Consider the following 12,938-nt stretch of genomic DNA (forward strand, 5'->3'; position numbering starts at 1 on the left):
TCCTTCGTGTCTGCTGTCGAGTCGGTTCGATCAGATTTCGATCATGGTTCGGTTCGGTCGGGCGTCGTCGGTGAGATGGAGCCAGCAGGCGACCGACCGGCCACCGACGTCGACCAGCGGCGGCCGCTCGTCGGCGCACAGGTTCATCGCCCGCGGACAGCGGGCCGCGAACCGGCAGCCGGGCAGGTCGACCGCGACGTCCACCGGCTCGGCCTCGTCCGGATCCTCGTCAGCGTCCTGGCTCGTCGACTGATTTCCCTTGTAGTGCTGGGGATTCGGGGCCGACTGGAGCAACAGCCAGGTGTACGGATGCAGCGGCTCGGCGATCAGGTCCTCGGTCGGCGCCTGCTCGACGATCTCGCCGGCGTACATCACGGCGATCACGTCGCTCAGGTAGCGGGCGCTGGCGATGTCGTGGGTGATGTAGATCATCGCCAGGTCTTCCTGATCACGCAGGCCGCGGAGCAGGTTGAGCACGTCCAGCCGGATCGACGCGTCCAGCATCGAGGTCGGCTCGTCGGCCAGCAGCACGGCCGGGTTCATCGACAGCGCGCGGGCGATGGCCACCCGCTGCCGCTGGCCACCGGACAGGTCGCTCGGATACCGCTCGGCGTAGTCGGCCGGCGGCGTGAGGCTCACCTTCTCCAGCGCCTCGTGCACGCGGCCGGTCACCTCCGACCGGGTCCGCGCTCCGGTGTGCAACCGGACCGCCCGGCCGATGATGTGCCGCAGCGTCTTCAGGTGGTTCAGCGAACCGAACGGGTCCTGGAAGATCATCTGCACCTCGGCGTAGTACGCCGACCGGCCGCGTCGGTCCCGCCGCACCGGCGCACCCTGGAACCTGATCTCGCCCCGGGTCGGCCGGTAGAGCAGCGAGAACAGCCGGGCCAGGGTCGTCTTGCCGGAACCGCTCTCCCCCACGATGGCGATGATCTGCCGCCGGAACAGCCGCAGCGAGACGTCCCGGATCGCCCTGATCCGGGTCCGGTGGCCGGTGCTGGTCTTGCCGACGAACTCCTGGCTGACCCCGACCGCCTCCAGCACCGGGACCTCGTCCGCCGGCCGTTTCATGATCGTTCCTCCGCGTCGTCGACGGCGACGTGGCAGGCCACCGTGCCGTCGCCCAGGTCCGTCGGTTCCGGCCGTTCCACGGCGCAGCGGTCGATCCGGGCCGGGCAGCGCGGCTGAAAGGCGCAACCGGCCGGCAGCTGCAGCAGGTTCGGCGGTGACCCGGCGATCCCGGTCAGCCGGCGCACCGGCTCGGTCAGTGGCGGGAACGAGTCCCGCAGGCCGCGGGTGTACGGGTGCCGGGGACTCCGGTAGACGCGCTCCGCGGTGCCCACCTCGACGATCCGTCCGCCGTACATGATCGCGATCCGGTCGGCGATCTCCAGCAGCAGCGAAAGATCATGGGTCACGAAGATCACCGCGAAGCCGAGCCGCCGCTGCAGCCGCAGCACCTGGTTCAGGATCCGCCGCTGCATCACGACGTCGACCGCCGTCGTCGGCTCGTCCATCACGACCAGTTCCGGATCGCAGGCCATCGCCAACGCGATCAAGGAGCGCTGCTGCATCCCGCCGGACAGCTGGTGCGGGTAGTGGTTCATGTAGTCCGGCGCGATGCCGACCATGGCCAGCAGCGCCGCGATCCGCTCCCGCAGCTCGGGCTTACCGAGGCGCGGGTTCTTCGCCTTCAGCACGTCGGCGAACTGGGACCGGAGCCGCAGCACCGGGTTCAGGCACGCCATCGCCGACTGCATCACGACGGAGATTTCGCTCCACCGCAGCCCGGCCAGCTCGGGCTCGTCGAGCTCCACCAGATCGACCGGGTCCGCCGCGCGCGCACCGTGATAGAGCACCTGGCCGCCGACCGTGACGGCCGGGATCCGTTGCAGGCGGGTGATCGCGGTCAGCAGGGTCGACTTGCCCGACGCGGATTCGCCGGCGACGCCAATGATCTCGCCCCGGTTGACGGTCAGGTCGATGTCGCTGCAGGCGGGCACCCGGCCCCGTTCGGTGAGGTACGCAACGCTCAGCCCGCGCAGCTCCAACAACGGGGTGCTCGTCTCGGTGATCGTCATCCGGTCACCTCCAGAGTGTTCGGCCGGGACGCCCGGCGCTTCCGCCGCTCCGCCAGGAACCGCCGGACGATCGCGGCCCGCTTCGAACTGAGCGCCGGGTTGGTCACCTCGTCCAGCCCGAAGTTGATCAACGCGGTGGCGAAGCCGAGCAGCGCGATGGCCAGGCCCGGCGGCAAGAACCACCACCACAGTCCGCGGAACAGCGCGTTCTGGCCGGAGGCGAGATTGATCTCGGTGCCCCAGCTGTACTCGCTGGCGTTGCCGATGCCGAGGAACGCCATCCCCGACTGCGCGAAGATCCCGGCCACGAACGCGCTCAGGAAGAGGCTGGACGCGAGGCCGTTCAGGTGCGGCGCGAGCTCGACCAGCACGATCCGCCAGGGCCGCTCGCCGATCGTCCGAAGGGCCGCGGTGAAGTCGCGGCCGCGCAGCGACATCGCCTGGGCCCGGATCGAGCGCGCGGTGCCCGGCCACTCGAAGACCCCGATGATCACCGACACCATCACCCAGTTCAGGTCGCGGAACGCCGCCGCGATCATCAGCAGGACAACGAACGACGGCATGGTCAGGAAGACGTTGATCACGGCGTTGATCACCGCGTCGACGGCGCCGCCCAGGTAGCCCGCCGTGATCCCGACGATCAGCGCGATGCCGGTCGCGATCAGCGCCGAGGTGAGGCCGACGAGCAGCGAACCGCGGGTGCCGAGCACGATCCGGAGCAAGACGTCCTGGCCGCTCGCCGTGGTCCCGAGCCAGTGCTCCGGACTCGGCGGCGCGGCCAGTCTTGTGGTGTCGACGATCAGCGGATCCATGCCGAGCACGTCCATCATCAGCCAGGGCCCGATGAACCCGACGGCGAACATGGCGACGAAGATCGCCAGCCCGACCCGGACCTTCGTGATCGAGAGGAATCGGCGCAACATGGCGGTCAGGCCTCCTCTCGGGTGCGCGGGTCCAGCAGCACGTAGACCGAGTCGGCCAGCAGGTTGAAGATCAGCGTGGTCAGGGTCGCCATCAGGAACAGCGTCTGCATCAGCGGGTAGTCCCGGTTGAAGATCGCCTTGTTGAACAGCAGCCCGACGCCCGGATAGGCGAAGGTCGTCTCGATGAACACGATCGCCATCAGGATCCCGCCGAACGCCTGCGCCAGCCCGGTGACGTTGGGCAGCATCGCGTTCCGGGCGGCGTAGCGGAACAGGATGTCCCTGGCCGGCAGCCCCTTGGCCCGGGCCAGCACCACGAAGTCCTCGTTGCCGGTGTTGATCATCATGTTGCGCATCGCGAACATCCAGCCAGCGAAGCCGAGCACCAGCGTGACGAAGAGCGGCAGCACCGCGTGGTAGGCCGCATCGGGCAGGAACGCGGGATCGCTGAGGCTCGGCTCGACGTCGCGGCCGTACGCGCCCTGGGCCGGGAAGTACGAGTTGCGGTAGGCGAAGTACCAGATGAAGACCAGCGCGAGCCAGTACGACGGGATCGAGTGGAAGAACATGATCACCGGGGTCAGCACCGAGTCGGCCTTCGATCCGGGCCGCCAGCCGATCACCGCGCCGCCGGCGGTGCCGATCACCCAGCCGCCGATCACCACGACGAAGCCGAGGACCATGGTCCAGGGCAGGGCCTGCGCGATCATCTCGGTCACCGGGGTCGGGTAGCTGGACGTGGAGAGCCCGAAGTTGCCCTGCGCCAGTTCGCCGAGATACTGGCCGAAGGCAAGCAGCATGTTCTCGTCCGGGTCGCCGTACAAGATCTTCAGGCTGCGCAGCTCGAACCCGCTCGGCGGTCGCCCGGTCGCGTTGATCGTCGCCTGGATGTAGTCCCGGACCGGGTCACCCGGCATCAGCCGGGGCAGGAAGAAGTTCAGCACCGTGGCGACGACGGCGACGCCGAGGTAGATCCCCAGCCGGCGACCGAGATAGCCGAGGGCGCCCAGCAGCGGCGCCATGGTCCGAGCCGGCCGCGCCTCGGCGGCCCGAACGAGCCGGCTCCGGTCCAGCGGGGCCCGGGGGTCGACGGCCGTTCCAAGATCGGAAACGGCCATCTCGATCGCCTCCCTGCGCCCGATGTCCGGCCCCTCGGCCGACGGCATGGAGGCTAACCTTAAGCGCCTTAGTTGGTCAATCGTTTAGCATCGGTACTGGCCCGGATCAGCAGCTCGGGCTGCAACTCGGCGCTGGTCGCCGGCGCGCCGGCCCGGCCGAGCAGCCGCAGCACGGCGTCCGACGTGTGCCGGCCCAGCTGCTGGGCCGACCGGTCCAGGGCGGTGAGCTGCGGCGTCGACAGCCGGCAGATCGGGCCGTCCTCCCAGGAGACGACCGCGACGTCGTCCGGCACCCGGAGACCGGCCTCGGTGATCGCCGAGATCCCTGCCAGGGCAAGGATCTCGTTGTCGAAGACGATCGCGGTCGGCGGCCGCTTCCGGCGCAGCAGGGCCCGGGTCGCCCGGTAGCCGGCCTGTTCCGTGTAGTCGGTCCGGGCCAGCGCGGTCTGGATCCCGGCCCGCCGGCCCTCGGCCGACAGCGAGCTGCGGCGCAGTTGAGCATGATCAAGTTCGTCCGGCCCGCCGACGTGCCCGATCCGGCGGTGTCCCCGATCGATCAGGTGCGCGACGATCCGGTGCATCGCCGCCGCGTCGTCGACCGAGACGGTGACGTGACCCGGCGGTGCGTACGGCCCCGCGACGAGCACCGCCGGGCAGCCGATCCCGGCCAGCGCGTCCGGCCGCGGATCGTCCCGGATCAGGTTGAGCACGACGACCGCATCGACGCGGCGCTCGCGCCACCACCGGCGGTAGACCTGGACCTCCTCGGCCACCGTGGGCACGATCTGCAGCACCAGGGCGGTCGACTCGTTCTCCAGAGCGGTCGAGAGCCCGGCCATGAACTGGATGAAGAAGCCCTCGCCGCTGGTGCTGTTGTCGTCGCGGCAGAGCACCAGCCCGACCGCGTGGGCGTTCGCGTCGGCGAGCGCCCGGGCGGCCGCATGAGGCCGCCAGTCCAGTTCCTCGGCGACGGCCCGGACCCGGGTCCGCAGCTCCTCCGACACCCCCGGCTTTCCGTTCAGGGCAAAGGAAACCGCCGCCTCCGAGATGCCCAGCCGATCGGCGATGTCACGCATTCGACTCCGCGCCACGGACGTGCCTCCGATCCTCCAGAGCGGGTTGGTGCCCCAGCCGCATCCTAGGCGAAGTAGCCTTTTCAGCAGCCTCGAGAAACGGAGTCTCATGTCCGACACCATGGTCCTGCAGCACACCACGTTGATCGACGGAACGGGGGCGGAGCCGATCACAGATGCGACGATCGTGATCAAGGACGGCCTGATCGAGGCCGCCGGGCCGGCCGACCAGGTGCCGCTGCCGGACGGCGCCGAGGTTCGTGATCTGACGGGTGCGTACGTGATTCCGGGCCTGATGGATGCCAACGTTCACCTGGTCTCGGCCCGCACCCCGGACACGCTGCTGGAGTACGAGGGGCGCTACGACGAGCTCGCCCTGGAGGCGGCCGAGCTGGCGCTCAAGTACGGCCTGACCACGGTCTTCGACACCTGGGGCCCGGCAGCGTCCTTGATCACGGCGCGGGACGCGATCAACGCTGGTGATCGGTCCGGAGCCCGGTTCTTCTGCGCCGGCAACATCATCGGCCTGGACGGCCCGATGTCGCAGGACTTCTTCAAGACCGGGCTCACCTTCGAAGCGGAAACGATCAAGCGGATCAATGATCACTGGGAATTCGGCTGCGGCACCAAGCTCATCCAGCTGACCGTCGACCAGATCGGCGAGGCGATCGCCGGCTACATCGACGCCACCGGGGTCAACTTCATCAAGTACGCCGCGTCGGATCACCGTACCGAGGGCTTCCTGTTGTTCTCCGAGCAGGCGCAGCGACGGATCGTCGACGTGTGCCACGAGAAGGGCCTGCTCGTCCAGGCGCACACGACGACGGTCGAGTCGCTGCGGATGGAGGTCGAGGCGGGCAACGATCTGCTCCAGCACCCCGACCAGACCGCTGAGACGCCGATCCCGGAGAAGTTGATCGCCGAGATCGTCGAGAAGCAATTGCCGTGCATGGCGCTGATGGTCACCGAGGACTACCTGCGCTGGCTGGAGGAGGCGCGGCCCGAACACGGCAGGAGCCGGCGGACGGCCCAGCAGAACCAGCGCGCGTTCATCGAGCAGGGAGCCAGGGTCCTGCTCACCACCGACGCCTTCGCCTACGGGCAGCGGGTCAAGAATCATGCCGGGTTCCGGCCCGGCATCCTCGAGGACACCGTCCCGGACATGCCGACCCAGATCGGCCGCGGCCACTTCCTCTGGATCAAGGCGGCCTGGGAACTCGGCCTGGCCCCGATGGAGATCCTCCGGTCGGCCACCGCCTACATCGCGGAGGCGTACGGCAAGGACGATCGCCACGGCACCGTCACCGCGGGCAAGACGGCCGACCTCGTGGTCCTGGACGCCGATCCGCTGGCCGCGCCGGAGAACTACGGCCGGATCCGCGAGGTGATCAAGGACGGCGTCATCGTCGACCGCGCCGCGCTTGGCGCCGACCGGCTGCTCGCCGACGATCCCGGAGAGTACGTACGCTGAGCGGATGCGGATCGAAGCCTGCATCGTCAACCACAACACCTCGGAGTTCGCCGAGCTGGCGGTCCGGACCCTGGTCGCCGCCCACCGGACCATGATCGACTCCGGTCTGCTCAAGATCACGATCATGGACAACCACTCCGATGATCAAGGTCTGCCGGCCTTGATCCAGGCCTGCACCGAGCTCGGTGCCGCGTTCACCCTGTCCCGCTGGCCGGCCACCGAAACCGCGGCGAACAGCCACGGAGACGTGATGCGCGACTTCGTCGCCGACCATCCCGACGCTGACCACTTCCTGTTCGCCGACGCCGACAGCTACGTGATCGAGGACGACACCGTCGGCCGGATGGCCGCCGAACTGGCGGCTGCGCCGAACGCCTGGGCCGTGCAGGCCCGGTTCGCCTGGCTGGAGGAGCACGAAGGGCCGGGCAGCAGCCAGGACCCGTGGCGCGGCCGCCCGCAGCGGCTCCGCGTCGCGATCGACGACGTCGATACCGGCAACTTCCCCAGCCGGCACAAGACCCGCTGCCATCCGGCCTTCGCGTTGGTCCGCAACACGGAGAGCTTCCGCCGGGTCGCCGACATCATCGGGTTGTCCTCCGGCGTGATCATCTCGGCCGATCCGGAGCTGGCCGGGTTCGCCGACACCTTCGGCCCGGCGACCCTGGCCATGCAGACCCACGGCCTTGATCATCTGCTGTCCGGCGCGACGGTCGGGCACTACCACGGGGTCAGCTACCAGGACCCGAACCAGCCGCTGGGCGGCAAGCTCGACGACTGCCGCCGCCGGCTCGCCGGACTCCGCCGACCATGATCAGCGGAGCGGGAAGCCCGCCGCCTCGAGGGCCTGCCGGATCCGGTCCCGGCCCTTCAGACTGTCCCGGCCAGCCAACCGCGCAGTAACCCGGTCCCGCCAACTGTGGGCCAAGCCGGCTTCGGCGTAGAACCGACCGATGGTTTCCTCGTACGCGGTCGCCGCCGGCACCTGGGCGTCGAGGTCGTACCGTTCGCGGTGCACCACCGCGCCGAGCGGCAGCCGCGGCTTGACCTGCGCCGGTCGGTCCGGGTCCGGGTGGCCGATCGCCGTACCGAACAGCGGAAACACCCGATGGGGCAGGGAAAGCTCGGTCCGGAACGCCTCCGGCCGGTTCCGGACGGCTCCGACGAACACCGTACCGAGGCCGAGAGATTCCGCGGCAAGGGTCGCGTTCTGCGCGGCCAGCGCGGCGTCGACGAAGGCGATCAGGGCGGAGTCGGTGAACTCCAGTCCCTCGGTCGGCCGGTCCAGGCTCGCGCCGAGCTGCTCGATCCGGGCGTAGTCGGCGAGCCAGACCAGGAACACCGGCGCTTCGGCGATGAAGTCCTGATTACCGGCCGCGGTCGCCAGCCGCCGCTTCCTTTCCGGATCGGTCACGACGACGACGCTCCACGGCTGCAGGTTCGACGAGGTCGGTGCGGACTGGGCCGCGACCAAGATCGTCGACAGCACCGGCTCTGCCACCGGATCGGGCCGGAACGCCCGCACCGACCGATGTCCCAGCTGGGTCCGCAACACGTCGTTCCACTCGTCCACCGGCAGGGTCGGCCCGGTTCCGGCGTCGCCGCCGTAGCGCAGCCGGACCGGGTCGGTGGTGTGGGCGGTGATCGTCATGGCGTCCCCTCGAGGTCAGGATCGGGTGGTGAACAGGTAGTTCTTGTCCCGGCGGCTGCCGGCGGTCCGGCCGCGCCCCCAGCCGAGCGCTGCTCGGTAACTGCCGAAGGCGTCCTGCTCCAGCAGCCGGTCCGGGTCGGTGTGGATCGACCCGGCCGGCGCCGGGCCGGCCAGCGGAGCGACGTAGAGCGCGTCCGTCGGGCAGTACGACTCACACATGAAGCAGGTCTGGCAGTCCGACTGACGGGCGATCACCGGGATCCCGTCGGCGCCGCGCTCGAACACGTCGGTGGGACAGACCTCGATGCAGAGATCGCAGCTGACACAGCGATCCGGCTGAACGATCTCGATCATGACGCCGCTCCCAGTTGATCATGGACGGCCCCGGCCAGCACCGGTGCGACCGGGTCCGGACGGCACCAGACCCGGTCCAGCCCGCCGACCAGCAGCCGCCGCGCCCAGGCCGGATCGGCATCCGGCAGGTCGGTCCGGCGGTGCATCCCACGGCTCTCCGGCCGGGCCAGCGCCGCCGCCGTGATCCACCGCCCGGTCGCCACCAGCGCAGCCGCCTGGCGCCCCCGGAGCAGTTCCCGCCCGGCCCCGCCCAAGCGCGGAACGGCGTGCTGCCACAGGGATTCCAGCGACTCGCGCGCCGCGACCAGGCCGTGCTGATCACGCCGGTAGCTGCGCTCGGGCGGCAGGATCTGGGCCTGCGTCTCGGTGATCACCGCCGCCGCGGAGCCGGGATCCGCCGCGTCGGACGCCAGGCCGGCCCGGCCCAGCGGACCGGCGGCGGGTGTCGGCTGTCCGGCCAGCCGGCGAGCCCGCCGGGCCGCGGCGCGACCGGCCAGGGTGCCCGACGAGATCGCCCAGGCCCCGTTGTGGCTGCCGCCCCCGCTGATCGCCCCGGTGATCAACTCCCGGGTCGCCGCGTCGCCAGCCGCGAACAGACCCGGCACCGTCGTCGCGCAGTCCTCGTCGACGATCCGCAGTCCGCCGGTGCCGCGCACCGTCCCCTCGTAGACCATCCGCAGCGGATACCGGTCGGTGAACGGGTCGATCCCGGCTTTCTGCAACGGCAGGAAGTAGTTGGGCTGGGCGTCCCACATCGCCGCCCGCAGCCCTTCCGGCGCCCGGTCGAGCCGTGCCAGCACGGTCTCGCCGCGAGCCAGCAGTTCGTTCGCGGCGGCCCGGCCGTCGGTGCCGTCCGGCAGTTCCAGCGGTGCGCCGGACGCGTCGTAGTAGCTCGCGTACCGCATCATCAGGCCCTTGGTGTGCACGCCCCAGGCGGCCGACAGCGCATACGCGGTGGAGAATTCCATGCCGGACAGCTCGGCGCCGGCCTCGGCGGCCATCAGCTGCCCGTCGCCGGTGTCGACGTTGGTGCCGAAGCTGCCGGACAGGAACGCACAGCCGCCGGTCGCCAGGACGGTGCTCGCCGCCCGGACCCGCCACGGCCGCATCCCGTCCTGCCGGGCCAGCCCCGCAGCGCCGGCGACGACCCCGTCCGCCGTCGCCAGCAGCTCGGTCGCCGGATGATGATCAAGGATCCGTACGCCCGCGCGGTGCACCCGGCGCCGCAGCCGGCGCAGATACTCCGGGCCCTGCAGACTGGACCGCCGCTCGGTCCCCTGCTCGTCGACCGGGAACGGGTAGCCCCAGCCGGCAAGATCACCGACCCGGCGCCAGGTCAGGTCCAGCACCCGGTCCATCCAGCCGGCGTCGGTCAGCCCGCCGGCGGCCGCCTCCCGGGCCAGCACGGCGCGCTCCCGGTCCGGGCCGGGCGGCACGTACCAGAGGTTGTTGCCGCCGGCCGCGGTGGCGCCGCTGGTGCCGTGATATCCCTTGTCGACGAGGACGACCCGGGCTCCGGTCTCCGCGGCCGAGACCGCGGCCCAGCCGCCGGCTGGGCCGCCGCCGATGACCAGTACGTCGGTCTCCAGCTCCTCGGCGTCCAGGTCCGCCGCGGTCACCGGACCGGCCCGCCGATCCGGTCGGTGACGCCCAGCTCGGCCATCAGCAACTGCCGCAGCTCGGCGAACCCCTCCTGGTCACGTGACCGAGGCTCCGCCAGATCGACCCGATGATCAAGAGCGATCACTCCGTCCCGCAGCACCACCACCCGGTCGGCCAGCAGCACCGCCTCGTCCACGTCGTGGGTCACGTGCAGCACGGCCGGCCGGCGCCGCCGCCACAGCGCGTGCAGCAGGCCGTACATCCGGATCCGGGTCAGGGCGTCGAGCGCGCCGAACGGCTCGTCCAGCAGCAGCAGGTCCGGCTCGCGGACCAGCGCCCGGGCCAGTGAGACCCGCTGCGCCTCGCCGCCGGAGAGGGTCGCCGGCCAGGCCCGTTCCTTGCCGGTCAGCCCGACCTCGGCGAGCGCCTGCCGGGCGAGCGCGTCGGCATCCGACCGTCGCAGGCCGAACGCCACGTTGGCCAGCACCCGCTTCCAGGGCAGCAGCCGTGGCGCCTGGAACACGGTCGACCGGGCCGACGGGACCCGGACCGTGCCGTGCAGTTCCGGATCGAGCCCGGCCAGCGCCCGCAACAGGGTCGACTTGCCGGAGCCGCTGTGGCCGAGCATGGCAACGAACTCGCCCGGCGCGATCGTCAGGTCGACCCCGCGCAGCACCTGCTGGACGCCGAAGGTCCGGTGCACGTCGATCACCTCGACGGCGTTCGCCGCGGAACTCACGCCACACCCCGGAAGCCGTTGCGCCAGGACAGCAGCTGCCATTCGAGAAGCCGTACGAACGCGTAGCTGAGCAGCCCGAACACCGCGTACAGGATGATGATCAACACCGACACGTCGAACTGGAGCAGGGTCTGCGCTCGCGACATCAGGAAGCCGATGCCGCGGGTGGTGTTGATCGTCTCGGCGAAGATCAGGCTGAGCCAGGCACTGCTCAGGCCGAGCCGGAGGCCGACCAGGAACCCGGGCATCGCGCCGGGCAGGATGACCTGGCTGATCAAGGTCACTCGGCTGACCCCGACCGTCTGCGCCATCTCCACCAATTGCTGGTCCACCGCCCGGATCCCGCCGTACGTGTTGATATAGATCGCGATCGCCACGCCGAGCGTGATCAACAACACCTTCGGCTCCTCGCCGATCCCCATCCAGATGATCAACAGTGGGGTCAGGGCGAAGTTCGGTACGGCCTTGAGCACCTGCATCGTCGAGTCGACCAGGTCCTCGCCGATCCTGGTCAGGCCGGCGGCCAGCGCTACGGCGACGCCGAGCACGATTCCCAGCACGCTGCCCTGCAGCACCCGCAGCATCGACCAGCCGACGTGGGTCGGCAGCTGGCCGGACAGGGTCAGCTCGATGGCAGCCCAGGCGACCTGGTCCGGCGGCGGGAACAGATCGCGGTTGAGCAGACCCAGCTGGGACGAGACCGCCCACAAGATCAGCAGCAGGGCCGGCCCGGAGATCCGGCGCAGCCAGCGCGGCACCGCGAACCGCCGACCCGGGCCGGCCGCCGAGCCGCCGAGGTCGATCAGGGCCGGCGCGACTCCGGCAGCCTGATCACCGGAGGCCTGATCGATCCGGGCGTGATCAACCTGGGTGGTCATGCCGACTGCCCGGCCCAGGCGTAGACGTCGAACTCCTGGGTGATCGCGTCGTCGTCGCGCAGGAACTCGTAGGCGCTGTTCAGCTGGTCCAGGCCGACCTTGGGCAGCGGCTCGGTGTTGAAGGTCTTCGGATCGATCGACTGGCGGACCAGTTCCGGATCGACAGCATCAGTCTCGGCGACCCAGGCGATGTAGTCGTCCAGATGCTCGACGATGTGAACGTTCGTCGCCACCACCCCGGCCTGCCAGGCCTCGACGAAGCCCGGGTGGGCCTCCACGAACGCGGACTGCGCGATCGTCGTCCCCACGCTGCCGAGGCCGTGCGCGGAGGTCTTGTCGATCACCGGGAAGCCCTTGTTGGCCAACTCGACCGCACCGGTGCCGCCGACCACGGTGGCGTCGATCTTGCCCGCGGTGAGCCCGGCGATCGATTCCGGCGTGGGTACGTCCTTGATCTCGATCTTTCCGGTCAGCCCCGCCTCGGCCACCAGCTGCCGGGCCGCCCGGTCCCGGATCGTTCCCTGCGGCGCGGTGATCGACTTCCCGGCCAGGCCGTCGATCGAGGTCGGTCCGCCCTTGGCGCCGATCAGCCAGGTGTCACCGTTGATCGAGTCCAGCGCCAGCAGGGTGACGGCGGCGCCGTTGCCCTTGGCGGTCAGCGTCGGGTTGTCGCCGACCGCCGCGACGTCCACCGCCCCGCTCAGCAGCGCCGCCACCACATCCTTGCCGGACTGGAAGAACGCGTACTCGATCTTGGTCACGCCCGCCGGCGCCAACTTGTCGGCGAGAATCCCGTTCTTGTCCGCCCAGCCGAGCGAGCCGGCCGGCGTCCCGGTCACCGAGGTGGCCCCGATCCGCAGCACGTAGCCGTCGCTCGACGAGTCGGCTCCGGCTGCGCTTCCCGGCAGGGTGCAGCCGGCCGCGATCACCACGATCAGCGCCAGCACCGCCCCCAGCGCGGCTGGTCCTCGAGTGCGTGCCGAGCTCCGCCCCATGATCATCCTCCCCGTGAATCCGATCGTCCCGAACCGGACGTGTATTACCTATCGTA

The 12,938-nt window shown here is 70.3% G+C and carries 13 protein-coding genes; 2 read left to right on the top strand and 11 right to left on the bottom strand.

All coding sequences use genetic code 11. The features are described from left to right. Nucleotides 1–30: 30 nt before the first annotated feature. Genes ACFQU4_RS11090 through ACFQU4_RS11110 form a run of 5 tightly spaced genes read right to left on the bottom strand, consistent with a single transcriptional unit; the run spans nt 31 to nt 5,198 of the window. On the bottom strand, nt 31–1,071 hold the full coding sequence (locus ACFQU4_RS11090) for an ABC transporter ATP-binding protein (protein WP_377491085.1): 1,041 nt from the start codon (nt 1,069–1,071) through the stop codon (nt 31–33). After that, nucleotides 1,068–2,081, bottom strand: a complete 1,014-nt coding sequence (locus tag ACFQU4_RS11095) for an ABC transporter ATP-binding protein (RefSeq protein ID WP_377491088.1) — start codon at nt 2,079–2,081, stop codon at nt 1,068–1,070. The genes ACFQU4_RS11090 and ACFQU4_RS11095 overlap by 4 nt, the downstream gene beginning before the upstream one ends. Continuing rightward, a complete protein-coding gene (locus tag ACFQU4_RS11100; protein WP_377491091.1) occupies nt 2,078–3,004 on the bottom strand; it encodes an ABC transporter permease in 927 nt (308 codons plus the stop codon). The genes ACFQU4_RS11095 and ACFQU4_RS11100 overlap by 4 nt, the downstream gene beginning before the upstream one ends. Before the next feature lie 5 nt (nt 3,005–3,009). Next, nucleotides 3,010–4,170: an ABC transporter permease gene (locus ACFQU4_RS11105; protein ID WP_377491094.1), complete on the bottom strand. Its 1,161-nt coding sequence runs from the start codon at nt 4,168–4,170 to the stop codon at nt 3,010–3,012. A 20-nt stretch (nt 4,171–4,190) separates the two neighbouring features. Then, the gene (locus ACFQU4_RS11110; protein WP_377491097.1) at nt 4,191–5,198 is read right to left on the bottom strand and encodes a LacI family DNA-binding transcriptional regulator; all 1,008 of its coding nucleotides are present in this window, start codon (nt 5,196–5,198) and stop codon (nt 4,191–4,193) included. A 106-nt stretch (nt 5,199–5,304) separates the two neighbouring features. Here ACFQU4_RS11110 and ACFQU4_RS11115 point away from each other — a divergent pair, with 106 nt between their 5' ends. After that, nucleotides 5,305–6,666 carry an amidohydrolase family protein gene (locus ACFQU4_RS11115; RefSeq protein WP_377491100.1) on the top strand — a complete coding sequence of 454 codons (1,362 nt, stop codon included), beginning with the start codon at nt 5,305–5,307 and terminating at the stop codon, nt 6,664–6,666. A gap of 4 nt (nt 6,667–6,670) precedes the next feature. After that, nucleotides 6,671–7,477 carry a hypothetical protein gene (locus tag ACFQU4_RS11120; protein WP_377491103.1) on the top strand — a complete coding sequence of 269 codons (807 nt, stop codon included), beginning with the start codon at nt 6,671–6,673 and terminating at the stop codon, nt 7,475–7,477. On the opposite strand, the gene ACFQU4_RS11125 is transcribed toward ACFQU4_RS11120, so the two are convergent. Genes ACFQU4_RS11125 through ACFQU4_RS11150 form a run of 6 tightly spaced genes read right to left on the bottom strand, consistent with a single transcriptional unit; the run spans nt 7,478 to nt 12,882 of the window. Beyond that, nucleotides 7,478–8,314, bottom strand: a complete 837-nt coding sequence (locus ACFQU4_RS11125; RefSeq protein WP_377491106.1) for an NADPH-dependent oxidoreductase — start codon at nt 8,312–8,314, stop codon at nt 7,478–7,480. It lies immediately after the preceding gene. 15 nt (nt 8,315–8,329) lie between these two features. Continuing rightward, nucleotides 8,330–8,668, bottom strand: a complete 339-nt coding sequence (locus ACFQU4_RS11130; protein WP_377491109.1) for a 4Fe-4S binding protein — start codon at nt 8,666–8,668, stop codon at nt 8,330–8,332. Beyond that, the gene (locus ACFQU4_RS11135; RefSeq protein WP_377491112.1) at nt 8,665–10,287 is read right to left on the bottom strand and encodes an FAD-binding protein; all 1,623 of its coding nucleotides are present in this window, start codon (nt 10,285–10,287) and stop codon (nt 8,665–8,667) included. Before ACFQU4_RS11135 ends, ACFQU4_RS11130 begins: the two co-directional genes overlap by 4 nt. Next, nucleotides 10,284–11,009, bottom strand: coding sequence for an ABC transporter ATP-binding protein (locus ACFQU4_RS11140; RefSeq protein ID WP_377491115.1), 726 nt, complete (start codon nt 11,007–11,009; stop codon nt 10,284–10,286). The genes ACFQU4_RS11135 and ACFQU4_RS11140 overlap by 4 nt, the downstream gene beginning before the upstream one ends. Next, nucleotides 11,006–11,887: an ABC transporter permease gene (locus ACFQU4_RS11145; protein WP_377491118.1), complete on the bottom strand. Its 882-nt coding sequence runs from the start codon at nt 11,885–11,887 to the stop codon at nt 11,006–11,008. The genes ACFQU4_RS11140 and ACFQU4_RS11145 overlap by 4 nt, the downstream gene beginning before the upstream one ends. Next, complete coding sequence (locus tag ACFQU4_RS11150) at nt 11,884–12,882, bottom strand: ABC transporter substrate-binding protein (RefSeq protein WP_377491121.1); 999 nt, start codon at nt 12,880–12,882, stop codon at nt 11,884–11,886. Before ACFQU4_RS11150 ends, ACFQU4_RS11145 begins: the two co-directional genes overlap by 4 nt. Between the last annotated feature and the right edge of the window lie 56 nt (nt 12,883–12,938).

Source organism: Microlunatus sp. GCM10028923, from assembly GCF_042666975.1.
GTDB lineage: Bacteria > Actinomycetota > Actinomycetes > Propionibacteriales > Propionibacteriaceae > Microlunatus.